At 61.4% G+C, this 25,975-nt stretch carries 23 protein-coding genes and 3 tRNA genes; 25 read left to right on the top strand and 1 reads right to left on the bottom strand.

Translation table 11 applies throughout. The features are described 5' to 3' along the window. The first annotated feature begins 50 nt into the window (after window positions 1-50). The 23 genes from lon to BQ4888_RS02965 all read left to right on the top strand — a co-directional run bounded on the left by lon (window position 51) and on the right by BQ4888_RS02965 (window position 22,359). Window positions 51-2,471 (top strand): endopeptidase La, encoded by a 2,421-nt coding sequence (lon, locus tag BQ4888_RS03075; RefSeq protein WP_092053576.1) that lies wholly within the window; start codon window positions 51-53, stop codon window positions 2,469-2,471. Window positions 2,472-2,573: 102 nt separating this feature from the next. Next, entirely contained in the window at window positions 2,574-2,846 is a 273-nt protein-coding gene (locus tag BQ4888_RS03070) for an HU family DNA-binding protein (protein WP_092053575.1), read from the top strand. An 84-nt stretch (window positions 2,847-2,930) separates the two neighbouring features. After that, window positions 2,931-3,007 (top strand) — tRNA-Asp (locus BQ4888_RS03065). A gap of 14 nt (window positions 3,008-3,021) precedes the next feature. Continuing rightward, window positions 3,022-3,097 (top strand) — tRNA-Val (locus tag BQ4888_RS03060). 44 nt (window positions 3,098-3,141) lie between these two features. Next, window positions 3,142-3,218: transfer RNA gene (locus BQ4888_RS03055), tRNA-Asp, on the top strand. A 170-nt stretch (window positions 3,219-3,388) separates the two neighbouring features. Beyond that, on the top strand, window positions 3,389-4,351 hold the full coding sequence (locus BQ4888_RS03050) for a peptidylprolyl isomerase (RefSeq protein WP_092053572.1): 963 nt from the start codon (window positions 3,389-3,391) through the stop codon (window positions 4,349-4,351). Beyond that, window positions 4,351-5,373 carry an SMP-30/gluconolactonase/LRE family protein gene (locus BQ4888_RS03045; protein WP_170232938.1) on the top strand — a complete coding sequence of 341 codons (1,023 nt, stop codon included), beginning with the start codon at window positions 4,351-4,353 and terminating at the stop codon, window positions 5,371-5,373. Before BQ4888_RS03050 ends, BQ4888_RS03045 begins: the two co-directional genes overlap by 1 nt. Window positions 5,374-5,455: 82 nt before the next feature. Next, window positions 5,456-6,220 carry a cytochrome c3 family protein gene (locus BQ4888_RS03040; protein WP_170232937.1) on the top strand — a complete coding sequence of 255 codons (765 nt, stop codon included), beginning with the start codon at window positions 5,456-5,458 and terminating at the stop codon, window positions 6,218-6,220. A 188-nt stretch (window positions 6,221-6,408) separates the two neighbouring features. Further along, window positions 6,409-7,356 carry a cytochrome c3 family protein gene (locus BQ4888_RS03035; protein ID WP_170232936.1) on the top strand — a complete coding sequence of 316 codons (948 nt, stop codon included), beginning with the start codon at window positions 6,409-6,411 and terminating at the stop codon, window positions 7,354-7,356. Window positions 7,357-7,470: 114 nt separating this feature from the next. Continuing rightward, window positions 7,471-8,679: a type II secretion system F family protein gene (locus tag BQ4888_RS03030; protein ID WP_092053564.1), complete on the top strand. Its 1,209-nt coding sequence runs from the start codon at window positions 7,471-7,473 to the stop codon at window positions 8,677-8,679. A gap of 157 nt (window positions 8,680-8,836) precedes the next feature. Then, the gene (locus tag BQ4888_RS03025) at window positions 8,837-10,570 is read left to right on the top strand and encodes a GspE/PulE family protein (protein ID WP_092053560.1); all 1,734 of its coding nucleotides are present in this window, start codon (window positions 8,837-8,839) and stop codon (window positions 10,568-10,570) included. Beyond that, window positions 10,567-11,481 (top strand): type IV pilus biogenesis protein PilM, encoded by a 915-nt coding sequence (locus BQ4888_RS03020; protein WP_092053557.1) that lies wholly within the window; start codon window positions 10,567-10,569, stop codon window positions 11,479-11,481. Before BQ4888_RS03025 ends, BQ4888_RS03020 begins: the two co-directional genes overlap by 4 nt. Window positions 11,482-11,489: 8 nt before the next feature. Beyond that, complete coding sequence (locus tag BQ4888_RS03015; protein WP_092053554.1) at window positions 11,490-12,038, top strand: PilN domain-containing protein; 549 nt, start codon at window positions 11,490-11,492, stop codon at window positions 12,036-12,038. A gap of 1 nt (window position 12,039) precedes the next feature. After that, on the top strand, window positions 12,040-12,612 hold the full coding sequence (locus tag BQ4888_RS03010; RefSeq protein ID WP_092053551.1) for a type 4a pilus biogenesis protein PilO: 573 nt from the start codon (window positions 12,040-12,042) through the stop codon (window positions 12,610-12,612). Next, complete coding sequence (locus BQ4888_RS03005) at window positions 12,609-13,430, top strand: hypothetical protein (RefSeq protein WP_092053549.1); 822 nt, start codon at window positions 12,609-12,611, stop codon at window positions 13,428-13,430. Before BQ4888_RS03010 ends, BQ4888_RS03005 begins: the two co-directional genes overlap by 4 nt. Beyond that, window positions 13,427-15,988, top strand: coding sequence for a secretin GspD/PilQ domain-containing protein (locus BQ4888_RS03000; protein ID WP_092053546.1), 2,562 nt, complete (start codon window positions 13,427-13,429; stop codon window positions 15,986-15,988). The genes BQ4888_RS03005 and BQ4888_RS03000 overlap by 4 nt, the downstream gene beginning before the upstream one ends. Before the next feature lie 7 nt (window positions 15,989-15,995). Continuing rightward, window positions 15,996-16,490, top strand: coding sequence for a type II secretion system protein (locus BQ4888_RS02995; RefSeq protein ID WP_240746386.1), 495 nt, complete (start codon window positions 15,996-15,998; stop codon window positions 16,488-16,490). 8 nt (window positions 16,491-16,498) lie between these two features. Next, on the top strand, window positions 16,499-16,906 hold the full coding sequence (locus tag BQ4888_RS02990; RefSeq protein ID WP_092053544.1) for a type IV pilin protein: 408 nt from the start codon (window positions 16,499-16,501) through the stop codon (window positions 16,904-16,906). A gap of 4 nt (window positions 16,907-16,910) precedes the next feature. Then, window positions 16,911-17,576, top strand: a complete 666-nt coding sequence (ftsE, locus tag BQ4888_RS02985) for a cell division ATP-binding protein FtsE (protein WP_092053541.1) — start codon at window positions 16,911-16,913, stop codon at window positions 17,574-17,576. Between the two features lie 23 nt (window positions 17,577-17,599). After that, the gene (gene ftsX, locus BQ4888_RS02980; protein WP_240746385.1) at window positions 17,600-18,493 is read left to right on the top strand and encodes a permease-like cell division protein FtsX; all 894 of its coding nucleotides are present in this window, start codon (window positions 17,600-17,602) and stop codon (window positions 18,491-18,493) included. Continuing rightward, window positions 18,490-19,680 (top strand): murein hydrolase activator EnvC family protein, encoded by a 1,191-nt coding sequence (locus tag BQ4888_RS02975; RefSeq protein WP_092053538.1) that lies wholly within the window; start codon window positions 18,490-18,492, stop codon window positions 19,678-19,680. Before ftsX ends, BQ4888_RS02975 begins: the two co-directional genes overlap by 4 nt. 26 nt (window positions 19,681-19,706) lie before the next feature. After that, window positions 19,707-21,023: a S41 family peptidase gene (locus BQ4888_RS02970; protein ID WP_092053536.1), complete on the top strand. Its 1,317-nt coding sequence runs from the start codon at window positions 19,707-19,709 to the stop codon at window positions 21,021-21,023. A 64-nt stretch (window positions 21,024-21,087) separates the two neighbouring features. Beyond that, window positions 21,088-22,359 (top strand): divergent polysaccharide deacetylase family protein, encoded by a 1,272-nt coding sequence (locus BQ4888_RS02965; protein ID WP_092053533.1) that lies wholly within the window; start codon window positions 21,088-21,090, stop codon window positions 22,357-22,359. A 28-nt stretch (window positions 22,360-22,387) separates the two neighbouring features. Here BQ4888_RS02965 and BQ4888_RS02960 read toward each other — a convergent pair whose 3' ends face one another. Further along, complete coding sequence (locus tag BQ4888_RS02960; RefSeq protein ID WP_092053531.1) at window positions 22,388-23,794, bottom strand: ParA family protein; 1,407 nt, start codon at window positions 23,792-23,794, stop codon at window positions 22,388-22,390. 94 nt (window positions 23,795-23,888) lie between these two features. On the opposite strand from BQ4888_RS02960, the gene xseA reads away from it, so the two are divergent. Continuing rightward, window positions 23,889-25,085 carry an exodeoxyribonuclease VII large subunit gene (gene xseA, locus BQ4888_RS02955; RefSeq protein WP_276609573.1) on the top strand — a complete coding sequence of 399 codons (1,197 nt, stop codon included), beginning with the start codon at window positions 23,889-23,891 and terminating at the stop codon, window positions 25,083-25,085. Further along, on the top strand, window positions 25,082-25,939 hold the full coding sequence (locus BQ4888_RS02950) for a M23 family metallopeptidase (RefSeq protein ID WP_092053526.1): 858 nt from the start codon (window positions 25,082-25,084) through the stop codon (window positions 25,937-25,939). Before xseA ends, BQ4888_RS02950 begins: the two co-directional genes overlap by 4 nt. The last annotated feature ends 36 nt before the right edge of the window (window positions 25,940-25,975 follow it).

Below are 25,975 nucleotides of genomic sequence, written 5' to 3'. Positions count from 1 at the left end.
TCGGGCGAAGGCCTTTTTCTCTCTTTTCCGGCAGGAAACTACTGGGATTCATGACCGATTATTCCGATCAGACCGTCCGGGGCGACGCCTCGGACTCGACGGTTCATCCACTGTTGCCGTTGCGCGACATCGTTATCTTTCCCTATATGGTGACCCCTCTTTTCGTCGGGCGGCCCCGCTCGATTCGTGCCCTGGAAGGGGCCATGGAGTCGGACAAGCTGGTCTTCCTGGCGACTCAGAAAGATCCCAAAACCGACGAGCCGACGGAGCGGGATCTTTACGAAATCGGCACGGTCGGCCAGGTCATCCAACTGCTGAAGCTGCCCGACGGCACTGTCAAGGTGTTGATCGAAGGCAAGTATCGCGGCCGGATGCTTTCTTTTTTTGATCGTGATGAGTGTGTCTTCTCCGAGATCGAGGCCCTCATCGACCCGCCCGTATCCTCCCCCGAAGTCGAAGCCCTGTTGCGTAGTGTCGGCGAAACCTTCGAGACCTATGTCAATCTCGGCAAGAAGATTCCCTCCGAGATGGTCGCGTCGGTGGCGGGCATCACCGATCCGGGCCGCCTGGCCGACACCATCGGCGCCCATCTGAACGTACGGATCAGCGACAAGCAGGAAATCCTCTCTAATCTCGATCCCCTGGAGCGCTTGGAACAGCTGTTGGCGATGATGGAGCGTGAGGTTGAAATTCTGCAGATCGAGAAGAAGATCCGCACCCGCGTCAAAAGCCAGATGGAGCGCAGCCAGAAAGAGTATTATCTCAACGAGCAGATGCGGGCGATCCAGAAGGAACTCGGCGAAAAGGATGACTTCAAGCAGGAAATCCGCGATCTTGAAGAGAAAATTCAGAAGCGCCGCATGTCTGCGGAGGCCAGTGCCAAGGCCATGGCCGAACTGCGCAAGCTGAAGATGATGTCGCCGATGTCTGCCGAAGCCACGGTGGTGCGCAACTATATCGACTGGCTGGTTTCTCTCCCCTGGAAAAAGGGGACCCAGGATCGGATCGATCTGGACCGGGCTGAGGATGTTCTCGAAGAGGACCATCATGGCCTGGAGAAGGTCAAGGAGCGGATTCTCGAATATCTGGCGGTGCAGGCGCTGGTCAAGAAGATCAAGGGGCCGATCCTCTGTCTGGTCGGTCCGCCGGGGGTGGGCAAGACCTCCCTGGGGCGTTCGGTGGCCCGGGCGATGGGGCGCAAGTTCGTGCGCATGTCCTTGGGCGGCATGCGGGACGAGGCCGAGATTCGCGGCCATCGCCGGACCTATATCGGCGCTATGCCCGGCAAGATCATCCAGGGATTACGCAAAGTCGGCGTGAAAAACCCGGTCTTCCTGCTCGATGAGATCGACAAGATGAGCACCGACTTTCGCGGGGATCCGTCCTCGGCCCTGCTTGAGGTGCTCGATCCCGAACAGAACAACGCCTTCGGCGATCACTTCCTTGATGTCGATTACGACCTCTCCAGTGTTCTCTTCATCGCCACAGCCAATTCCCTGCACTCCATCCCCCGGCCCTTGCAGGACCGGATGGAGATCATCCGCATCGAAGGCTACACCGAGGAGGAAAAGCTCGCCATCGCCCAGCGCTACCTGCTGCCGAAGCAGCTGGAAACCCACGGGTTACTCCCCGAGCAGGTGCATTTCACCGAGCCGACCTTCTATGAGATTATCCGGCGTTACACCCGGGAATCGGGGGTGCGGAATCTGGAGCGAGAAATCGCCAACATCTGCCGGAAGATCGCCAGAGAGCTGGTGAAGTCCAAGGATAAAAAGAAGAAATTCACCGTCGGGGTGGCGCAGGTCAAGAAGTACCTGGGGGTTCCTCGCTACACCTACGGGGTCAAGGAAGATGAGAACCGGGTGGGGATGGTGACCGGGCTGGCCTGGACCGAAGTTGGCGGCGAGCTGCTGACCATCGAGACCGCGATTCTGCCGGGACAGGGGAAGTTGACCGTCACCGGGCAGCTGGGTGAAGTGATGCGCGAATCCTCCCAGGCGGCCTTGAGTTATGTGCGTTCCCGCTGGCGGGAGCTGGCGCTGGAGAAAGATTTCTATCACAAGCTGGATATCCATATCCATGTCCCGGAAGGGGCGATTCCCAAGGATGGTCCGTCGGCGGGGATCACCATGGCCACGGCCCTGGCTTCCGCGCTCACGGGGCGGGAAGTGGACCGGGATTTGGCGATGACCGGGGAGATCACCTTGCGTGGTCGCGTGCTGGCCATCGGCGGGCTCAAGGAGAAGCTGCTGGCGGCGAAACGGGCGGGGATTTCCAAGGTTCTCATTCCGGCGGAAAATGAAAAAAATCTTGAGGAAGTCCCTGCGGGAATTCTCAAATCGCTGCGGGTGGTTCCCGTTTCCCATATGGATCAGGTTCTGGAAGAGTCCCTCGGCCTGGCCGTGCCATTGCCGGCTCTGGGCGAAGCTGAAGAATTTGGCGCCGGACCCGGTGAAACCGTGCGTCATTAGCCTTTTTTAGCAAAATATTAGCTTGACACTCTTTTTGGAAGTTTGATATATATGCCCTCGTTTTGAAGGGCTTAATCCATTCCTAATAACTGGAGGTATGTTGTGACAAAAGCCGACCTTGTCAATGCGATGGCAGAGAAAGCAGGACTCAGCAAGACTGATGCCGAGAAAGCCCTTAAGTCGTTCATCGATGCCGTTACCGAGGCTATGAAAGCCGGTGAGAAAGTCGCTCTGGTCGGATTTGGCACCTTCAGTGTTGGCGAGCGCGCCGCCCGCACCGGCCAGAATCCCCAGACCGGCAAGAAAATTGAGATCGCCGCTGCCAAGACCCCGAAGTTCAAGGCTGGCAAGGCCCTGAAAGACGCGGTTAACTAAATTTTCACGTTTGACCTCAAACAGGAAGCAAGCGACTCGGATCTTTCCGAAACTTAGACCGAGTATTGTTTCCTGTTTTTTTGCGGGGCTGTAGTAGAGTCGGTTACAACGCCGGCCTGTCACGCCGGAGGTCGCGGGTTCGAGTCCCGTCAGCCCCGCCATTTTACAAGTCGATGGGCGAATAGCTCAGCTGGGAGAGCATCGGCCTTACAAGCCGAGGGTCACAGGTTCGATCCCTGTTTCGCCCACCAATCTTTTAAATGACGAAGATAAGCGTCAATCACATAGAGTATCGGGGGCTGTAGTAGAGTCGGTTACAACGCCGGCCTGTCACGCCGGAGGTCGCGGGTTCGAGTCCCGTCAGCCCCGCCATAATAAAACAAATGGGGTGGCTCCGTAAGGAGCCACCCCATTTGTTTTTCTTTGCGCCTTCGATGACGTTCCTTCCCTCCTTGTATTGACCTTGACTTTGCCGAAGCTGGTTTCCTATCATGGCACTGGATTAACCGAGCCTTCCCCCATCGCCTTGAGGAGTATTGTGCATGCGATTATTTTTCCCGAAAGCGCTCACCCTGGCCGTGATTCTGTCGGCCCTTTTAGGAGTCCCTTCGGCTTGGGCAGCCGCACGGATTCTGGCCGAAGTCGACGGGGTTCCGATTACCGCCCAAGAGTTGCGCCGTGAGCAGCAGCGACTCATTCCGATGCAGGTCGCCTTTCATGTCGGCGTTTCCCAGGAAAAGCTGGCACAGATTGAAAAGGAGGCCTTTGAAAAGCTTATCGAGCAGGCCTTCAAGGTTCGCTATGCCCTTGAAGAGGAGCTGCGGGTTGACGGCACTGTCGTGGAAGAGAAGTTCAATCAACTTCGCGCCCGTTTCAAGACCCAGAAGGAATTACTCGCCGCCCTGGGCGAAGAAGGGCCCGACGGCTATAAGGCTTCCCTTTATCGTCAACTGCTCGCCGCCGAGGCCGAGAAGGTGGCGGTCGATCAACGGGTCACGGTGACGGATGAGCAGGTTCGGGCCTATTACGACGAACGCCGCGCCACCTACAAACGCCCGCGCCAGTTCAAGGCCAGCCAGATTTTGGTCAAGGTCGATCCCGCCTCCAACAAAGAGGAGCGGGAGGCGTTGCTGAAAAAGGCCCAAGGGCTGCTCGCCCAGGCCAGGGCCGGCGAAGATTTTTACAACCTGGCCTACTACAACTCCGACGACCGCAGCAAGTATGTGGGTGGGGATCTCGGCTATTTTCATGAAGGGCAGACGGTCAAGGAATTCGAGGATGCCCTGAAGCCGCTCAAGCCCGGGGAAATCTCCGAGCCGATTCGCACCATGTACGGCTACCACATCGTCAAGCTCTTCGAAAACAACGATCCCCGACAGCTCGAATTCGACGAAGTGCGGGATAAAATTCGTAAAACCCTCGAATCCGATGCCCGTGAAACGCTCTATGGCGAATGGATGGCTGCCTTGCGCGAGCGCTATCCGGTCAAGAAGCTAACGCCCTGATGTCGACCCTCGTCCGCCTGCTCCTCATTTTCTGTCTGGCCTTCTCCGCCGGGTGCGCCGCGCGCGGCGGAGAAGGGCTTTTCGATTCCGATCCCGCTCAGTCTATCGTTTGGCCCCTGCCTCCCGATACCCCGCGCATTCGCTATTTTCGCACGATCACCGGCCCCGAGGATTTCCGTCGCGAAGGTCGCCCTTCCCGGTTGATGCGCTGGGTCGTGGGAGAAGGGGAGGCGGAACTGCCTTTGCGCGCCCCTTATGGCGTAACCGCCGACGGGGAGGGGCGGGTCTGGGCCGCTGACCCCGAGGCCCATGCCGTGCACGTTTTCGACCTGGCCGAGCGCCAGGTCGATTATCTGCTCACGGCCGGGGAACAGATGCTCGTCTCTCCCGTCGGGGTGGCCTACGATCGTGAACGCAAACGGTTGTACGTTTCCGACACGGGATTGAATCAGGTCTTCGTTCTCGACCGCAAGGGGCGCCTGCTCGGCACCCGCGCTCCCGGGGAGGGTTTCAGTCGCCCGGCGGGGATGGCGCTGGACAGCTCGGGCCAGCTCTATGTCGCCGATGCCTTGGCGGGGCGGATCGAGGTCTTTTCTCCCGAAGGGGAGCATCTGAGCGGTTTCGGGGAAGGGACGCTCTATCGGCCGGCGAATCTTGCCGTCGACCCGGCGGGGCAGGTGTACGTCGTCGACTCCCTCAACTTCCGTATTGTCGTCTTTACGCCGGAAGGTGAGGTGCGCGCCACCATCGGCGCCATTGGCGACGGCCCCGGTTCCTTTGCCCGGCCGCGGGGGGTGGCGGTCGATTCCCAGGGGCACATCTACGTTTCCGATGCGGCATTTGACAATGTTCAGATCTTCGATATGGCGGGGAATCTGCTTCTCTTCTGGGGGGGCGCGGGCAAAGAGCCGGGAAAATTCAACATGCCCGCCGGGCTCTTTTTCGACGGAGAAGACCGTCTTTACGTGGCCGACATGTACAATCGGCGGATTCAGATCTTCGAGTATCTGCCGCAACCCTGAAGCTGGTACTTTACTTGCAGATATATTCGCCGAGATGCCCGAAGGATAAAGATTGATGGTTTTCATGCGGGGGCGAGGATTGATGAAAACAACCCGGATAGTTTCAATACTGGCGTTCGTCGGCCTTTTTTCTTTGGCGCTACCTGCGGCCGACGGCCGCCCTGTTTCCGACCCGGCCAATCCCCACAACCTCTCCTTTGGCGCCACTCATGGCCGGACCCAGGCCACCGACGATTCCCAACCCGGTGCCAAGGAAATCTGTATCTTCTGTCACACCCCGCACAGCGCCTCCAAACAGGGGGCGCTGTGGAATCGTAACGATCCCACTGGCCCATTTCCCCTCTACAATTCGACTTCCTTGTTGATCAAGGATATCCCCGAGGCGCAGTATAACAGCACCGCCGACTATCCCAATGGTGCTTCCAAGCTCTGCCTATCCTGTCACGACGGGGTTACCGGCATCGGTACTTTGCTGGATCGAACCCTGACCACGAACCATGAAACCATGGAAAATGTACCGACGACGCTGACATTCGACCCGGTGATCGATCTGGAATTGACCCATCCCGTCTCCTTTGTGTATAGCTCGCTGGTTCAGCAGACCATCGTCGACCGTGGACGAACGGGCTTCAAGATTCCCAGTCCCGATTTGCGCGACAGTCAACAGCGTGTGCAGTGTACCACTTGTCACAACCCACACGATGACCGGGGGGAGTATGCCGATGTTCCGCCATTCTGGAGAATTGTCTCAGCTACTTCCGCCAACTCTTATGACGACCTCTGCAAACATTGTCATGGGCCGATTGTAACTTCCGATGCGCACCACACTGACGCGTTTCAACGATGAAGGCATTTGTTATGAGAATGTTGGGCTCTCTTTGGGTCGTTCCAGTTCTGTTTTTTCTCGGATTAAATTTGCTGTCAACGGCTTTTATCGCTCAGGCGCAAGATAACAGGCAATCCAAACTGCAAGGCTCGCATGGTGATCCTTCTGTTCTGCCCAAGACCTGCCGCAGCTGCCACCGTGGCATGACCATGAAAATCACCGGGGAAGAGCAGGTTTGCCTGCAGTGCCACGGTTCGGCCCAGGATCGGCAGAATATGGTGTCTCGGGGCTATCTGAAGGCGACGGCGACGGGGGATGTGCAGGATATTGGTGAGGCGTTGCGCAAGCCTTATCGTCATCCGGTGTTGACCGTGCGCGGGGTGCATCAGGGGGGGGAGACTCTGCCCGAGGAAGTCAGCAACGCCGCCCGTCATGCCGAGTGCGTCGACTGCCACGAATCCCACGAAGTTGAAAAGGGTAAGCCCTTTCGCGGGTTGAAAGGGCGGCGCATCGGCAATTTTGTCGCCGAGATCGAGAAAGAATACGAACTCTGCTACAAATGCCATTCCTCCAGCGCCAACCTGCCGACCGACGCGACCAACAAGCACGCCGAATTCAAGATCACCAACCCTTCCTTTCATCCGGTGGAAGGGGAGGGGCGCAACCATTACGTCATCAGCCTGATGGAGCCGTACAACGAGCGGGAGGAGCAGCCCGGGGATATCGCCATTCTCACCTGCAGCGACTGTCACGGCAACGACGACCCCAATGGCCCGAAGGGGCCGCACGGCTCCATTTACGAGGGGCTGCTGGTGCGCAACTACGAAATGGAAGACCAGCGGCCGGAGAGCCCCCAGGCCTACGCTCTCTGTTACCGCTGCCATGACCGCAGCAGCATTCTCGGCAACGAGAGCTTCCCCTATCATGCCCTGCATATCGTCGGCAATCCCGGCAACAACGAACTGGGAACCTCCTGCTTCACCTGCCACGATGCCCACGGCAGCACCAAGTATCAGTACCTGATCCGCTTCAACGAAGAGTTCGTCAGCCCCAATGAAGACGACAAACTCGAATTTCGGGCGACGGGAGTGGCGACGCGTCACGGCGAGTGTCTGCTCAACTGTCACGGCATCGAGCATAATCCTCGTTCCTACTAAAAGGCTCGAAGCGTAAAACGGCCTCGGCCAACACCCGGAAACGTCCTCTGTCGTCTTGAAATCCTTATGGATTCGGGTTTCTAATTTTTAGTCTCTGTGCTACCTTGAGCCCCTATGGCGAGCTTTATCTGTAAAGTCGGCACCGCCGACGGCCGCATCATCGAAAAGGAATTCGAGGCGACCCACGGGGATCTTCTGCGGGAGAATCTCGAAGCCCAGGGCTTTCACGTCTTTCAGATCCGCCGGAAGGGCCTGCGCCCCGCATCCTTGGGGCTTTCTTTCGGTCCTCAGTTCGGCGGCCGGCGCTTTTTATCCTTCAACCAGGAACTGCTGGTCCTGATCCGTTCGGGTCTGCCGATTCTGCAGGTGCTCGACGCAATTATCGAGCGCATGGAAGCGGGGAAGGTTCTCGAGGTGCTGCGGGAGATCCGCGACGACGTCAAGGGGGGCGGATCGCTCTCCGAGGCCTTCGCCAAGTTTCCGCGCTTCTTCCCGACGCTTTACGTGGCTTCGGTGCGGGCCGGGGAAAAGACCGGGGATCTTCCGGTGACCCTGGGCCGTTACATCGCCTATCAGAAGCGGGTCGAAGCCCTCAAGGGGCGGGTCAAGGGGGCGGCTTTCTATCCCCTCCTTCTGAGCGGGGCGGTGATCGTCGTCGTCCTCTTTCTCATGCTCTTCGTGGTCCCTCGCTTTACCCAGATCTACGCCGATGCCAACGCCCAGCTGCCGCTGATCACGCGGGTGCTCATCGGCTTTACCGAAGTGCTGACCGAAGGCTTGCCCTTCGCCGTACCGCTCCTGGTGGCCCTGGCTTTTGCCCTGCGGATGTTCGTCCGCACCGAACGCGGCGCCCTGCTCTACGACCGGAGCAAGCTGGCCGTTCCCTTTTTCGGCCGGCTGCTCGGCGACTATGCCATTTCCAGCTTCTGCCGCACCTTCGCCACAACCCTGGCGAGCGGCATCCCCGTCGTCGAGTCGATGCGCATGTCTCGAGGCACGCTGAACAACCGTCTGCTGGAAAACCGTCTGGCGGTCGCAACCCGGCGAGTGGAGGAAGGGATGACCATCGCTTCGTCTCTGGAGCAGGCTGTTTTTTTCCCGAGCCTGGCCCTGCGCATGATCGGGGTTGGCGAGACGACCGGGGCTTTGGCCGACATGCTTAACGATGTCGCCGAATTTTACGAAGGGGAGGTGGAGCGGCGCCTCGACCGCCTGACCACCCTGGTCGAGCCGATCATGATGCTGACCATGGGCCTGCTCATCGGCGGCATCATCGTCGCTATGTATGTGCCGATTTTCCAGCTGGCGGGAACGGTCCGCTAGCGGGCTGATGAAAAACGCCCATTCGCGGCGTTGCCCTCATCCTCGTCGCTGCAACGTACCTTACAGGTACGATTCGCTCCTCGAATTTCGGGCGCCTTGCGCCTGGGCATTTTTGATCAGTCCGGGTAACGCTGATGAACTATCGCGAGAACCTTTCATGGTGAATTTCGAACGGAAAAAAATCGGCGAAATCCTGGTCTCCATGGGGACCATCACCCCGGCGGAAATCCGTCTGGTGCTGGAACGCATGCAGGCGCGGGGGGAAAATTTCGGCAGCACCGGCGTCGCCGAGGGGATTTTTTCCGCCGAAGCCCTCGCGCAGGCCCTGGCTCGTCAGTTTAACCTGGAATATGTCGACCTGGAGCATTTCATCCCCGACCCTGAACTGCTGTCGTCCCTGCCGGCGGGGATGGCCACGCGCTACCGTTTCCTCCCCATCAGTCACGACGAGCAGGGGATGGTGGTGGCCATCGCCGATCCTACCGATGTGGCGACGCGGGAGAGTCTCGAACTGCTACTCGACGTGCCGCTCATCCTGCGGGTGGCGCCGGAAGGGAAGATCCTCCGTATTCTCGAGCGGGCCGAGGGAACCAAGCATGTGCTCGACGAGGTTTCCGAGGATTTCAAGCTGCAACTGGTCAAGGAGACGGACAAGGGGGAAGAGGTCCTCTCCCTGGAAAAGCTCACCGCCGACACCAGCCCGATCATCCGCCTCATCGATTCGACCCTCTATGATGCCCTCAACAAACGGGCGAGCGACATCCATATCGAGGCCGGCCAAGACGGCGTCTATATCAAATACCGCATCGACGGCGTTCTCTACCGCGCTACCGAGCCCCTCGACAGCCGTTTTCAAGGGCCGATCATCTCCCGCATCAAGGTCATGAGCGAGCTCGACATCTCCGAACGGCGGGTCCCCCAGGACGGCCGCTTCAAGGTGCGTATCGGCGGGAGATCCATCGACTTCCGCGTCTCGATCATGCCGAGTATCTTCGGCGAGGACGCGGTCATCCGGATTCTCGACAAGGAGACGATCGCCACCGACCTCAAAGGCCTGACTCTCGAAGCCCTCGGTTTCCCCGCGCGGGAGCTGACCCGCTTCCGCCGCCTGATTCGCGAACCCTACGGCATGGTGCTGGTGACCGGGCCGACCGGCAGCGGTAAGACGACCTCTCTTTATGCCGCCCTCTCCGAGATCCATTCGGAAGAGGAGAAGATCATCACCATCGAAGATCCGGTCGAATATCAGCTCAAGGGAATCGTGCAGATTCCGGTCAACGAGAAAAAAGGCCTGACCTTTGCCCGGGGCTTGCGTTCCATCCTCCGTCACGACCCGGATAAGATCATGGTCGGCGAGATCCGCGACTCGGAAACGGCCCAGATCGCCGTACAGTCGGCCCTGACCGGCCACCTGGTCTTCACCACGGTCCACGCCAACAACGTCTTTGACGTGCTCGGTCGTTTTCTGCACATGGGGATCGATCCCTACAATTTCGTCTCCTGTCTCAACTGTGTCGTCGCCCAGCGGCTGGTGCGGAAAATCTGTCCGCACTGCAAGCACGAAGTGCGTTACGACCGCCAGACCTTGGAGGAGTCGGGGCTCAATGCCGACCAGTACCTGGATCACCCCTTCTACGAGGGGAGCGGTTGCAAGGAGTGCAACGGCATGGGCTATCAGGGGCGTAGCGCCATTGTCGAGTTGCTCGAACTCAACGACGAAATCCGCGAACTGCTGGTCAACAAGGTTCCCGTTTCCCAACTCAAGAAGGCGGCCGTTGCCAGCGGCACCCGCTTTCTGCGGGAGTCGGCGGTGGAGAAGGTGCTGCTCGGCATTTCCACTCTCAAGGAGATCAATCGCGTGACCTTCGTCGAAAAGGTGGAGTCGGCATGATCCGCAGAACCTTTCTCGGACTCGACCTCTGCGGTCGGCAGTTGCAGGCGGCGGCGTTGCGGCGACGGGGAACCAAGGCGCCGGCCCTGGTCGATGTGCGCCTTGCGTCGCTTGCGGAAGAGAGTTGGTCGCTGTCGGTGCGCGAACCCAATATCCGCGATCGGGCCGCTTTTATCGCGGCGGTGAAGAGCGTCCTCGACCCCATCGCCCGTGGCGAGGACCGGATTGCCCTTTCTCTCCCCGATCCCTTGGGGCGGATCCTGCTGGCCGAGGTGGAAACGGCCTTCAAGTCCCACCAGGAAGGGATCGAGGTGCTCAAGTGGCAGCTGAAGAAGAGCCTGCCCGCCGAGCCCCGGGAGGTCCGGCTCGATTATCAGGTGGTGGAGAAGACCGAGACGGGGCGCTACCGGGTGCTCGTTTCCCTGATGCTGGGGAGCGTTCTGGGTCAGTACGAGGAAGTCCTGGCCGAGGCCGGCTACCATCCCGTCGTCATCGATTTTCACGCCATGCACCGTTATAACTTCTACCGCCCCCGCATCGACCTGGGGGAGGATTTCATTCTCGTGGGGGTCGACGGTGATCTCCTCGGCTTGCAGCTCTTTCAGGGTAAAATACCGGTATTCCAGCGCCACAAGCGGATCTCCGGAGCCTTCGAAGAGATCTTTCAGGAGATCAACCTCTCCTTCGCCTCGGTTCGGGAAAGTTTTCCCGGTTTCCAGCGGGCCGGGGTTTTTCTGCACACCGCCCCGCCGGCGACCGCACTTATGGAGGTTCTCAAGGCGGCCTTCGAACGGGAGGTTCGGTTGCTCGATCCGAAAATCGAACAGCTGGCCCCGCTCCCTCTGCCCCAGCTTCTGAACGGCGGCACCCATCTGGCGGCGGCCGTCGGCGCGGCCGAGCGTCTGCTCTGAGGATCACCATGAAACTCACCCTCAATCTTGCCAGTCGTACCTATCTCAGCCGTCGGGCTCTGCGCTTTGCCTACGGGGGTGTCGCCCTTCTCCTGCTGCTGGTGCTGGGCGTGCTGACCTACGGCTATGTGCGGGATTACCGGCAGCTCGCTCAGGTCGAGCAGTGGCTGGTCGAGTTGGAGACGCGGGGGGGGATTGAAAGGGCGCCGACACGTCCGGCTCTGAGCGGGTCGGAGCGGGAACGGCTCCTTTCCGAGGTGGATTTTGCCAACGGTATTTTGCGCATGGACAGCTTCCGTTGGACCCGCCTCCTCGACCAGTTGGAGGGGGTGCTCCCTGAAACCGTGGGCATCCAGGCGATTCGCCCCGATTATGCCCAGGGTTCCTTCAGTCTCACCGGCCAGGCCCGCGACCTTGATGCCCTGCGCGGGCTGCTTGACAATCTCAGCGCCTCGCCGGATTTCAGCGATGTCTACCTGTTGCAGCAGGCCCGGCGGGATAATCCGTCCGGGGGAAGTGTCATCGGGTTCTCCCTGGAAGTGAAGGGGGCGTTCTGATATGAGCGGCCATTCCCTGCTCCGTGCCGCCTGGCGCATGAACAAGACGGTGCCGGTAATGCTCTTGCTGTTGCTCCTCATCGACCTCGGCGCCTGGGCTGGCCTGCGTTTCCGGCTGGAGCCCCGTCTGCAGGCACTGGAGCAAACCTACCTGCAACGGCAGGAGGAAGTGCGCAGGTTACAAAAGGAGGGGCGCGCCCCCCGGCAGGAGGAGGACGGCCTGATTCTGGCGGAACAGGATCTGGCGACCTTCCGGCAGGCGATCCCCCATCGGGCGGAACTTTCCGGTTTGCTCGGCGAACTCTTCACCCTCGCCGACGAGGCGGGATTGCTCATCGATCAGATCGGTTACGACCCCCAGACACTGGAGGGGCGCCCTTTCTTACGCTATTCCCTGGGGTTTTCGGTGAGCGGCAGCTATCTCCAGGTCAAGCGTTTCGTTCATGCCCTCGAAGAATCGCCCCGGCTCATCGCCCTCGAATCCCTGACTCTGAGCGGCACCGACGACCCGGATGCGGGGGATGTGACCCTCAATATCAAGCTTTCAACCCTCTTTCGCACGGAGGAGCCATGAATCGTAAGACCTGGCTTCTCGGCGGATTGGCCCTTTTGCTCGGCTTGTCCCTTGCTTATGCCTGGTGGGCCACGCCGCGCCAGGAGCGGGTGACGACCAAACCGGCGGTCCGTCCTCGCGCCCTGGCCAAGACCCCGACTGCGCCTGAAACGGCGGCGGCGGAGCCCCGTGTGCGCCTGGATATTCTTGAGCGGGCCGGGGCGTCCTTCAGTGAGCCGAGCCGGGATATCTTCCGGCTGACGACGAACGCCGCCGTTGCAGCGCGACCCGAGCCCGAGCCGGTGGTTCAAACGGTGAGCTTTCCGCCTCCGCCGACCTTCTCCTCCTTAGAAGGAGGCGGTGCGACGGCGAATGCGACGGCGCGCTTCGCCTATCTGGGCGGTCTCGAGAAGGATGGGGTAAAAAAGGTTTTTCTCGGGGTCAACGGTGAAATTTTCATTGCCCAGGTCGGAGAGTCCTTCGGCCCCACTGGGGAATATCTGGTGGAAGAGGTGACCCGGGACAGACTGGTGGTGCGCCAGGACGGGCGCCCTGTGACCCTGTCGCTGACCGACACCTCGCAACAGACCGCCTCCCTTTCCGGCCGGAGCAATCGCCCCTCGCCGGAGCGGGATGCCCCTCTCGTCCCCGGCCGGTCGCGCATGCCGGTTTTTCCTCAACCGTCGAATAACGGGGAGGAGGAAGAGGGTACCGACCTTGAAGTGGTGGAGGAGCCGGAGCCGCCACCGCGACCCTTCGCGCCCAAAAGCGAGGAGAAGCCGCCCGAATCGCCCATGGAATCGATGAGTACCTTGCAGTTGAGGAGCACCATCCAATGACGAATATGCATTCCGCTTTCCGCAATCTGGCCCTTCTGCTGCTGCTCTTGTCGCTGGCGGGTTGCGGCGGCACGCGGGCTTTCAAGGCTGGGGCAGATCTGCATCAGCAGGGGCGCTACGAAGAGGCGGTGGCCAAATTCGCCGAGGCGGTAGAGCGCTCCCCCGAAAGCCGGGAGTATCGCCTCGGTCTGCTCAAAGCCAAGGTTCGGGCGGCCCAGGAACGTCTCGCCGAGGGCCGGCGCCTGGCCGAACGCGGCCAGTACGAGGGCGCCCTTTATGAGCTGCGCCAGGCGCGGGCGCTGGATACCTCCCTCGCCGTGGCTGCTCAGGAAATAGAACGGGTCGAGGCGCTGGCCGAGGCGGAAAAACTTCTCGCCGAAGCGGAAGGCTTCTACCGGGCGCGGCGCTATGGCAACGCCAAGGTCACTCTCACCCGGTTGCTGGAGATCAGCCCCGGTCATCCCCGGGCCCTGGAGTTACAGGAGCGGGTGCAAAAGAGTGCCGGCACCCTCATGGACGGCTTCGAGCTCGACGTCGATTCGGACACGACCATCACCCTGACCTTCAAGTCGGCCAAGACCAAGGAAGTTTTCGGTATCCTCTCCAAGCTTTCGGGGATCAACTTCATCTTTGACGAAGAGATGAAAGAACAGACCGTCTCTCTCTCCTTCGAGAAGGCGACTTTCTCCCAGGCTCTGGAACTCTTGCTGCGCATGAACGACCTGGGGAAAAAGGTGCTCAACAGCAAGACCATCATCATCTACAGCAATAGCAAGGAGAAGGCCAAGCAGTACGAGGATCACATCATCCAGACCTTCTACCTGTCCCATATCGATGCCAAAAAAGCGGTCAACATGCTGCGCACCATGCTGCAGTTGCGCAAGATCTATGTTCACGAGGAGCTCAACGCTCTGGTCATCCGCGATACCCCGCAGGTGATCAAACTCGCCCAGCAGGTCATCGAGGCCGCTGATCGGGGAGACGCGGAGGTCGTTCTTGATCTGGAGCTGGTCGAGGTGACCCACAACAACGAGCTGAAGATCGGCCCGACCCTGAGCACCAACTCGGTCAGTTTCGGCCTGAGCAAGGACGGCCAGAACATCGTCTCCGACACCCTCACCGCCGGCTCGACGACGGTTTCCTCGGGAACCGACTCCACCACCACGGGCCTGGCCAACAATCTGGTTTCGGGGCTGAGCAACCTGCAGACCTTCTACACCCTGCCGACCGCGACCTTCGACGTGCTGCGCAAGCTGACCGATTCGGAGATCCTCGCCAATCCCAGCATCCGGGTGAAAAACAAGGAAAAGGCGAAGGTGCACATCGGTAGCCGCGAACCGGTCATCACCGTGACCATCAACGGCGACCAGACCTCGGAGAACATCCAGTATGTGGATGTCGGGGTCAAGCTCGATGTCGAGCCCCTCATCCAGCTCGACAATACGGTGGTGACCAAGCTCAACCTCGAAGTCAGCAACGCCACCCGGCTGGCCGCTTTGAAGAGCGGCACCACCCCGCTCGTCATCTCCACTACCAACGCCACCACCGCGCTGGTCCTCAAGGACGGTGAGCAGACGGTGATCGGCGGACTGTTGCGGGACGACAATTCGAAAAGCAAGACGACCATCCCCATCCTCGGCGATATCCCCCTGATCGGGCACTTTTTCACCGGGCACAACAACAACAAGACCAAGCGGGAGATTCTCCTTTCCATCACCCCCCATATCGTGAAGAAGCTCGATATGCCGGAAGCGGCCGTCGCCAGTATCTGGTCGGGGGGGGAGGACGAGTTGCGCGCTGGCGCCAATTTCGGTTCCTTCGCCTATTTCAAGCCGGAACTGGAAGAACCCCTCCCCGTCATGGCGCCGGGAGCGGCAGCGGTCGCGGCCCCTCCCGCCGGGCTTCCGGAAGGGTTTGTCGAGGCGGAGGTGACTGAGGATTACGCCGAGGTAGTCGATGGCGCCGTTGCCGCTACTGCGGAAACGCCCGTCGGCGGTACCGGTCCGCTGCCGGGGTCAACCGCCGTGTCTTCGGTCGAAACCATCACGCCCGTCGCACCTGCCCCGGAGTCGATCCCCGTGGCGCCGGTCATTTCCCCCCCGGCTCCAGCCGCCGCGGATATCCCCGAATTGCCCAGGCTCGGAGACCGTGCCCGGGTCTCTTTCACCGGGCCGGCCGAGGTCGGCGTCGGGCAGGAAGTGGTGCTCGAGGCGATGGTCCAGGAAATCACCGGGTTGTACAGCGCTCCCCTCTTTGTCCGTTTCGATAGCCAGAAACTGAGTTTCGTCCGCGCCGAGGAGGGGGATTTCCTCAAGGCTAACGGGCAGTCGACCCTTTTCACCAGCAGCGTCAACCAGGAGAAGGGGGAACTGATCGTCGGCTACAAACAGGGGCTGGGCGGTCCCGGCGCCACCGGCAGCGGCAAGCTCTTCCGCCTGGTGTTCAAGGGTCGGGCCGCAGGCTCGGCGCAGGTCGGCTTCGATCGCATCAATTTCCGCGACCCCGCCGGCAATCGCCTGGTGGTATTGCCCATGTCCACCACTTTGGAGGTGCGATAGGCTCTCCATGACGCGCCGCATGCGATTTTCTTCCGCACGGGGTCTGACCCTGGTCGAGTTGCTGGTCGCCATGGCGATTCTCTCGGTACTGGCGGCGGCGGTGCTGCCGGTCGCCGAAGTCACCGTGCGCCGCACCAAAGAGATCGAACTGCGCCGCGCCCTGCGTGAAATCCGCAGCGCCATCGATGCCTACAAAGAAGATTATGACAAGGCAGTAAAGGATAATACCCTGCCCGGCGGCGCCTCTCTCGGCGATTCGGGCTATCCCGAGGATCTGGAAACCCTGGTGACGGGCAAGGACTGGGGCGGCCCGAACAAGATAAAACGCAAATACCTGCGCCGCATTCCTTCCGATCCTTTCGACGAATACGGTGACGGCTGGGGACTGCGTTCCTATGCCGACGACGCCGATTCGACGGTCTGGGGGGGAGAGGACGTTTACGATGTCTACTCCCAGAGCGGCCGGACGGCCCTTGACGGCACCTCTTACTCCACCTGGTGAATGCTTCCATGCGGATCATAAAATGTTTGCGCCATCTGCCCCGGGGGTTTACCCTGGTCGAACTCTTGATCGTCATGACCGTTATCGGTATCCTGGCGAGCATCTCCGTGCCGAGCTATAAACGCAGCCTGATCAAGGCGCGGGAAACGGTGCTCATGGAGGATCTCTACCAGATCCGTCGGGCTACGGACGCCTATTATGCCGACCACGCGGCCTATCCTGAATCCCTCGAGGATCTGATCAACAAGCGCTACCTGCGGGGAGTTCCCCGCGATCCTTTCACCAACGAGAGCGAATGGGAGTGCATTCCCCCGGAAGCGACCGACGACGGGGAACTGGCGCCGGGGGGCTGTTACGATTTCCGCAGCGTCAGCGATCTGGTCGGGCTTAACGGCATTCCCTATAACGAATGGTAAGTGCATGATCCAGTTCTATAATGTCTGCAAGTCGTACAAGAAAGACGCGGCCGCGCTGGTCGATCTCAACTTGAAGATCCCCAAAGGGGATTTCGTCTATATCACCGGCCCTTCCGGCGCCGGGAAATCGACCCTGCTCAAGCTCCTTTACGCGGCGGAAAAGCCGACGCGGGGGCAGATCCTCATCAACAGCCAGAACGTGACGCGCATGGGCAGCCGGCAGATCCCCTTTCTCCGGCGGCGGCTCGGCATCGTCTTCCAGGATTTCAAGCTGCTCAATACCCGCACGGTTTTCGAAAATGTCGCCTTCCCTCTGGAAGTACAGGGACGCAAGCGCATGGAAGTGGGAAAGAAGGTCTTCCAGACCTTGAAACTGGTGGGGCTGGAGCATAAACTGAACCGGCTGCCGCTGGAGCTTTCCGGCGGCGAGCAGCAGCGGGTGGCGGTGGCCCGCGCCCTGGTGATCGATCCGCTGGTGCTGATCGCCGACGAACCGACGGGCAATCTCGATCCGGAGGTGACCCTGGATATCATGGAGTTGTTCAAGGGGGCCAACGCCCGGGGATCGACGGTGCTGCTGGCGACCCACGACCGGGAGATGATCCGCCGCTTTCCGCGACGGGTGCTGACCCTGGAGCATGGGCGCCTGATCGAGGATCGCCCGGCTTGAGAAGACCGAATAAAGGATAACGAGTGGAACGCTTGATCTATTTTTTTCTGCGGGCCTTGCGCAACATGCGCCAGTGCCCGTTGCTTTGTGGGGTGGCGGTCGGAACGACAGCGGTGGCCCTGACCATCATTGCCTTTTTTGCTCTGGTGGTCATCAATGTGCAGCAGTTGACCGCCCATATCGGTGAGCGGGTGGAGATCGTCGCCTACCTTGACCGCGTTCCCGAGGCGGGGGCGCTCAAGGCCTTGCGTGCAAAGGTCGAGGCCTTGCCCGAGGTGGCCGCCGTCGCCTACACCTCCCAGGAAGAGGCCATGACCCTCTTCAAAAAACGGCTGGGCCGGGATGCCGATCTGCTCGAAGGGGTCGGTCCCGAAATCCTGCCGGCATCGCTCGCCATCACCCTCAAGCCCGATTTCCGCACCCCCGCCGAAGCTGAACGGGTGGTCGCGACTCTGCGCACGAATCTCGGTCTCGACGAGGTGCGTTTCGGCCGGGAATGGCTGGAAAAGTTCGAGGCCTTCGTCACCCTGCTCAAGATCGGCGGGGCGGTGATCGGCGGTTTTCTCCTCTTTGCCGCCCTCTTCATCGTTTCCAACACCATCCGCCTCACCCAGTATGCCCGTCGCGACGAACTGGAGGTGATGGGTCTGGTTGGGGCGACGAGCATGTTCATCAAGACCCCCTTTCTCATCGAAGGCGCCCTGCAGGGATTGCTCGGCGGGTTGATCGCTGTCAGCCTAGCCTTTGCCGTCTTCCGCTATTTTCTCCACGAGGCCTTGGCTTCCCTGCTCCTCGCCTCGGCCAGCGGTTCCATCGTCTTTCTCCCTCTCGGATTTCAGTTGCTGCTGATCTTCGCCGGGGTCTTCCTCGGGTTTTTCGGCAGCATCACCTCCCTGCGTAAACTGGTGCGGATTTGAAGTCACGGATCGGTTTTTTCCTGATTCTGCTTTTCTGCGCGCTGCTGGCTTACCCCCCGGGGGAGAGCCTGGCCGCCGACAAGAAGGCTGACGAAACCCGGCAGTCCCTCAAGGAGATCGAGCAGCGTCTGTCCCAGGCGAGCAAATCCCTCTCGAAGAAGCAGAAAGAGGAAAAGTCCCTGGGCAAGGATCTGAAGACGGTAGAGAACGAACTGGCCCGTCTGCAAAAACGTATGGCGAACCAGGAAGAGCGCCTTGCCGCCCTCAAAGAGGAGTTGGCTGCGGCCGAAGGGGAGAGTGCCCGGCGGAAAGAGGCCGCCGAGTCGTTGCGGGGGCAGGTCGAGCGACGTCTGGTGACGCTCTACAAGAGTGGGGACATGGGCTTGCTGCGGACCCTGATGCTGGCGCAGAGCCCGGCGCGCATGGCCGAGGATTACGAATTTTTCGGGCGCATCGTTCGTCGGGATCGGGAACTGCTGGACGGTTACCGCCGGCGCCTCGACGAACTCAGCGCCACTCGCGAGCGGCTCACCGGTTTGCAAAAGGAACAGGAAACACTGGTGGCGCAGGGGCGGCACGATCGGGAATCGCTGAAGAAGGCGGCCGGACTGAAGAAGCGGTTGCTGGCGAAGGTCAAGACCGACAAAAGCAAGCTCGCCAGTGAGGTGGCCGCCCTCAAGGAGCGGGCCGCGCGGCTCTCGAGCCTGGTCAAAAAACTTGAATCGACCAAGCCCCGGGCGTATACTTCCAAGCCTTCTGCGCAAGATCCCAAAACCCCTCTGGCCAACCCCTTCGGCCGGCAGAAGGGTCGGCTCTCCTGGCCGGTCAAGGGCAAGGTCAAGGTCCCTTTCGGGACCGGGCGCCATGCCGATCTGGGAACCCTGTACGAAAGCCACGGCATCGAAATCAGCGCCTCTCCGCAGCAGCCGGTGACCGCCGTCTGGTCTGGTCGGGTTGCCTTCGCCAACGAGTTCAAGGGCTACGGCAATCTTCTCATCCTCGATCACGGCGACAGCTACTATACCCTCTATGCCCAGGCTTCCCGTCTGGCGAAACGAGTCGGCGAAACGGTCGCCCAGGGGGAAACGGTGGCCTATGCGGGCTATGAGGGGAGCGATACGGTATACTTTGAAATCAGACATCGCGGGACGCCGCTCAATCCGGCGCCCTGGCTTAAACCTCGTTGAGGTTGTCCCACCCGGAGGAATCATCCATGTTCAAACGCCGCTGGTTGCGCCTGTTGGTCCTGTTGGCCTGTCTTCCTATCGGTTGGCTGGCGGTTGCCCAGCTGACCCGGCCGCTGGCCGCCGAGGCCAAGTCCCAGTATGAGGATATCCGCCTCTTTTCCGACGTTCTCGCGCTGGTGCGCAAAAGCTACGTCGAAGACGTGCCCATGCAGGAACTCATCTACGGGGCCATCGACGGCATGCTCGCCGCCCTCGATCCCCATTCCTCCTTTATGCCTCCCGACGTCTACAAAGAGATGAAGGACGACACCCGCGGTGAATTCGGCGGCATCGGCATCGAGATTACCATCAAAGACGGCGTTCTCACCGTCGTTTCCCCCATCGAGGATACCCCGGCCTACCGGGCCGGACTGCAGGCGGGGGACCAGATCGTCAAGATCGGCGACGGTTTCACCAAGGACATGAGCGTCATGGATGCGGTCAAGCTCATGCGCGGTCCCAAGGGGAGCCCGATCCGCATCACCATCGTCCGCGAAGCCTTCGAAAAACCGAAGGAATTCGAACTCAAGCGGGAAATCATCAAGATCCGCAGCGTCAAGGCCCGGACCCTGGAGGACGGCTACGGCTATGTGCGCCTGGCCCAGTTCCAGGAGCGTACCGACGAGGAGTTGGCCAAGGCGCTCAAAGATTTGCGCAAGGAAAATGGCGGGCGTCTGGATGGGCTGGTGCTCGATCTGCGCAACAATCCCGGCGGTCTGCTGGAGCAGGCGGTAAAAGTGACCGACCTCTTCCTTGGCAAGGGGCTGATCGTCTATACCGATGGCCGTGAGGAAGGCAGCCACATGGAATTCCACGCCCGCCCGGGGACGGAAGAAGAGGATTTCCCCCTGGTGGTGCTGATCAACAGCGGTAGCGCCTCCGCCTCGGAGATCGTCGCCGGCGCCCTGCAGGATCATGACCGGGCTCTGGTTCTGGGTACCCAGAGCTTCGGCAAGGGCTCGGTGCAGACGGTGATCCCCCTAAGTGACAACTCGGGACTGCGCCTGACCACGGCCCGCTACTACACCCCGAGCGGCACGTCCATCCAGGCGCGGGGCATTACCCCGGATATCGTCGTCGCCCCGGCCGAGCTGAAGAAGGTGGGGGAGGGCGACCATTTCCGAGAGAAGGACCTGAGCAATCATTTCGACACCGAACCTCTCGAAGTCCAGCCGAAGGATGTCGAAACGACCCGAAAGTTCGACCTGAAGGAGACGGATCGGGATGATTATCAGCTGATGCGCGCCCTCGACCTGCTCAAGGGCTGGCGCGTCTTCAAGGAACTCCAAGCCCCCGCCGCCTGATCGACGGGATTCTTCGACTCACGACGGGGGGAGAATATCCCCCCTTTTTTTCTGGTTATGCCCTGTGCCTCCTCGAAAGAAAAGCCGCCGCGCCAAACGTCCGGCCGTTAAAAAGACCTCCAATCGCCCGTTGCGCCTGCTTTTGGCCGCCCTGGGGGTGGTGGGCTTTCTTCTGCTCAGTCTGATCCTGCTGACCTATGTGCGGCAATCTCGCCTCGCTCCCCCCGAAACGTCGCCGCCAGTGCCGCCGGTGATCGTGAAACCTCCGACCCCGGTTGTGCCGGAACTGACCCGGGCGCTGCCGCAGCCCGAAGGCTTGCGCCGTCTTCTGCAGCAATCCCTGACCCGGGGTGGTTATGCCGACGGGGGTCTGACGATCGAGCAGGACCATGGGGTGACGACCTATGTCCTCGATACCCCCTTCCCGGATGCGGCGGAGCTCGATGTCCTGCTCGACCCCTTGCGCCGGGAGGCGCCGGAGGTGCGTCTGGAAACGGGAAGAGCCCCCGGGGCGCTGCTGGTGCTGCTGGGGGATCGGGTGGTTGCGCGCCTGCAGTTTCGTCCGCTTCGGGTTGCGGCGCCCCCGCCGCCCAAGGCTCTTCCGCCTCCCCCGGCGCCGCGGCCGGCACTGCCGCCACCGACCTCGCTGACGCCCCCTCCCCCGGAGAGCGGTGGCCGGGTGGCAATCGTCATGGATGATCTTGGCCGGGATCTGGCCTCGGCCCGGGAACTCCTCGCGATCGACCTGGGCGTGACTTTCGCCATTATCCCCCAGAACGAGGCGGCGCCGCAGGTGGCGACCCTGGCCCACCAGAGCGGACGGGAGGTGATGATCCACATGCCCATGGAGCCCCAGGGCTACCCCCGCACCAATCCCGGGGTCGATGCCCTGCTGCTGAGCCGCTCCGACGAGGAAATTCGCGCCCTGGTGCGCGGTTACCGGCAGCGGGTGCCCTATGCCGTGGGGGGAAACAACCACATGGGCTCGCGTTTTACCGAGAGCCGGGAAAAGATGGCGGTGGTGCTGGAGGAGTTGCGTCAGGCGGGGTTGTTTTTCGTCGACAGCCGCACCAGTAATCGTTCGGTGGCTTTTGAAACGGCGCGGGAGTTGGGGGTGGCGACGGTGCGGCGAGATATCTTTCTCGACAATGTCCGCACGGTTCCGGCGATTCGCGGGGAGATTCGCCGCATGGTGGGGATAGCGAAGAAATCCGGTGAGGCGTTGGCAATCTGCCATCCCTACCCGGAAACCTTCGCCGCCCTGCGTGCGGAAGTGGGCTATTTGCGCGCCCAGGGGATCCGCGTGGTGCCGGCCTCCCGCCTGCTGGTGCGCTGAACGGCGGCCGGCGATTTTACCCGCCGCTTTAGTCCCGGGGGAGTTGCGCGGCGATGCGCTCAGCCGTTTGTCGGAACTGCCGGTACTGTTCGTCGTAGAGAATCCCTTCGGAGAAATCGGAGCTGACCCGGCGGATGAGCAGAAAACCGTCGGTGAGGCGGTTGTCGTCATCGAGCAGGGCGGCGTTGCGCAGCAGGGGGGTCCAGTGGGGCAGCCCTTCCTGGGGGGCGCCGGAGAGTTCGGGCAGCTCAATGACCTTGTGGGAGACTTCCAGCCCCTCGTCGTCAAAACGGTAGAAGGAGAGCTGCTGCTGGTAGAAGCCCCGGCTGTTGGGGGCGCGACGCAGGACGAAGAAGGAGCGTTGCGCCGACTCGCGAAAGAGTTCGCGCAGGGGATCCTGATTTTCGATCTGGCGCCGGGAGCGATAGAAATAGGGAAAGACGAGGCCGGCGAAACAGTCCTCTTCGAGAAAGCCGGCCCGCTCGGCGGCTGGATTTTCCCAGTAATAACCAGCATGAAGACAGCCGTCGTCGGCGACGAGGGGTTTGTCGCAGAGCAGGCAGGTGCTGCTCAGGTGGGCGCGGCGGGTGCTGAAGGATTCATCCCGGGCGTGGGCCTGGCGCCCCAATTCCTCGGCGAAGAGGTCGAGACGGCGGGGTTGGGCCTCGAGGGTGTCCAGATAGATCTGGCGGGCCAGATGGGAAAACTGGACATGGACCTCGGTGGCGCGCCCGTGGGTGATGACCGGGTAGATCTTCCCTTCGGGGTTGGTGTTGAGGGATTCGACTTTGGGACTTTTGGCGATATAGCCTTCCAGGCAGCGGTAGCCGCGATTGATGGCGTAGGCCTTGAGCAGCTGGTAGGGGTCGCGGAAGGGGCCGTCGTAGTGGATGCGCTGGTCAACCAGGCAGGGGAGGATGCGCAGCGCCCGCCGGGAAAGGCCGTGACGGTCGAAGAATTCGTAGAGGTGCTTGCAGTTCTCCAGGGAGGGGGCGTCCTTCACCGGGACCACGACCCGGTCGGCGGCGAAGAGGGCATTCTGGGTGAAGATGTCCATGTCGGGGCGGGTGTCGATAATGACCACCCCGGAGAGTTCCGACTCGGCGAGGATCCGGGCGAGGCGCGCGGGGTTGGTCAATTGGTCGCGCATTTCCGCCAGTTCGCCGCTGGAAGGGACGAACTGCACCCCGTACTCCCCCATCTCGACTGCCGGGTCGATTTTTTTCTCCACCAGCATCTTCAGCACGTTGCCGGCGTGGGGCGCGCGTCCGATGCGGAACATGCGGTCCACCGAGAAGTGGTTGTCAAAACTGAAGAGGGTGACCGGCAGATCTTCGTTGATGGCTTTGAGGTAGATGGCCAGATTGGTGGCCAGGGTGGTCTTGCCGACCCCGCCTTTTTCGCTGGAGATGGTCAGTACATAAGGTCGGGACATGAGACTTCCTTCCGCGGGTCGATAGATAGGGCCCTATATAGGGCAGATAGGCGTAAAAGTCAATCTTAAACCCCCATATATGGTGGTATTCGCAATGCAAGACAACATTATGATCCTCACCGTGTCGCGGCTCAATGCCCTGTTGCGCGAGCTGGTCGAGGACAATTTCATGCAGGTCTGGGTCGAGGGGGAGATTTCCAACTTCTCCATCCCCGCTTCGGGCCACTGGTATTTTTCCCTCAAGGATGCCGACGCCCAAGTGCGCGCGGTGATGTTTCGCGCGCAGAACCGCCTTCTCGGCTTCGTTCCCGAAAGTGGCATGCGGGTCGTCTGTCGTGGCCGTTTGTCCCTCTATCCCCAGCGCGGGGAGGTGCAGCTGATCGTGGAAGGGCTGGAACCCCGAGGCGTGGGGGGGCTGCAGCTGGCTTTCGAGCAACTCAAAAACCGCCTGGCCGACGAGGGGCTCTTCGCCGTCGAGCGCAAGCGCCCGCTCCCCGCCTTTCCCCGGGTGGTTGGTGTCGTCACCTCGGCGACCGGGGCGGCGATTCACGACATCATCCAGGTTCTGCGCCGCCGGGGGGCCGGGGTGCATCTGTTGCTACGGCCGGTGCGGGTGCAGGGGGAGGGGGCGGCCGAGGAGATCGCCGCCGCCATCGCCGAACTCAACCGCCAGGGGGAGGCTGAGGTGCTGATCGTCGGGCGCGGCGGCGGTTCCCTCGAGGATCTCTGGGCCTTCAACGAAGAGCCGGTGGCGCGGGCCATTCACGGCTCGAAGATTCCGGTGATCTCGGCGGTGGGGCACGAAGTCGATCATACCATCGCCGATTTCGTTGCCGATCTGCGCGCGCCGACACCGAGCGCCGCCGCCGAAATGGTGGCGCGCGGGCGGCTGGAGCTGGAAGGGCATCTCGACCATCTGGTCATGCGCCTGGCCACGCAGATGCGGCGCCGGGTCGATTTCGGCCGGGAGCGGCTCAACGGGCTGCACCGTCGCCTGCGTTCCCCCCGGGAAAGCCTGGCTTTGGCCCGGCAGCGCCAGGCCGACTTGGCCCGTCGGCTGTCACAGGCCATGGAAAGACGGCTGAAAGAACGGGCCTGGCGCCTGAGCAGCCTGGCCGAACGGCTGGACGATCTCTCCCCTCTGCGGACCCTGGGGCGGGGGTATGCCGTCGTCAGTCGGGCTGGAGGGGACGTCGTTCGTGATGCGGCCGTTCTCACCCCCGGCGAGCGGGTGCGCCTGCGTTTCGCCCAGGGGCAGGCGGCGGCTCGCATCGAAGAGGTGGAATCATGAAGAAGCTAAACTGGTTGCTGCTGTTGGTGGGATTATGGCTGGGGATAACGGCTTTGGCCTGGGGGGATGAACTGCGTCTGGAGCCGGAGGTAATCGCCCCCGGCGAGGTCGCCTTGGCGCGCTGGATCGCGAGCGGGCCGACGGTGGGGGAGCTGCGCTTCAATGACAAGCTGATTCCCCTGGAGCCGGGGGAAGAGGGCGGATGGGCGCTCCTCGGGCTCGACCTGGGGGCCGACCCTGGCGATTATCCCCTGCGCCTGCGGCTACCGGGGGGAACGGAACGGCCGGTCGGAACCCTGAAGGTTACGGCGAAGAAACGTCCGGAAGAACGCCTCACCCTCCCCAAGGCCTACGTCTCTCCGCAGGATCCGGCCGTTCTCCAGCGTATCGAGCGGGAGAGCAAGCTGCTCCGGCAGATCTTTTCGGTGCGTTCGTCGGTGCCGCTGCCGACGGCTTTTGTCCTGCCCGTCGGCGACCCGATGGGCAGCCCCTTCGGTCTGCGCCGTATCCTCAATGGTCAACCTCGCTCCCCCCATGCCGGGGTCGATTTCCGCAGCCCCCGGGGGACGGTCGTTGGCGCTGGCGGCGCCGGGCGGGTGGTCTTTACCGGCGATCTTTACTATTGCGGTCTCACCGCTATCGTCGATCATGGCGACGGTCTCTACAGCATCTACTGCCATCTCGAAAGCCTCGATTGCGCCCCCAACCAGACGGTGGACCTGGGCACACCCCTGGGGCGGGTCGGCAGTACCGGCCGCTCCACCGGCCCCCATCTGCACTGGGGGGTGAAATTGCGCGGCGACCGGGTCGATCCCCTGGCCCTGACGACCCTTCTGGGTGGGAAAAAATCTTGACTCCCCTTGGGGGGCATGTTCATAATCCAACACTTG

This window comes from Desulfuromonas acetexigens, from assembly GCF_900111775.1.
In the GTDB taxonomy this organism is placed as follows: domain Bacteria; phylum Desulfobacterota; class Desulfuromonadia; order Desulfuromonadales; family Trichloromonadaceae; genus Trichloromonas; species Trichloromonas acetexigens.
Note: the sequence above shows the minus strand (reverse complement) of the source record. Positions and strands in the feature narration are given on the sequence as shown.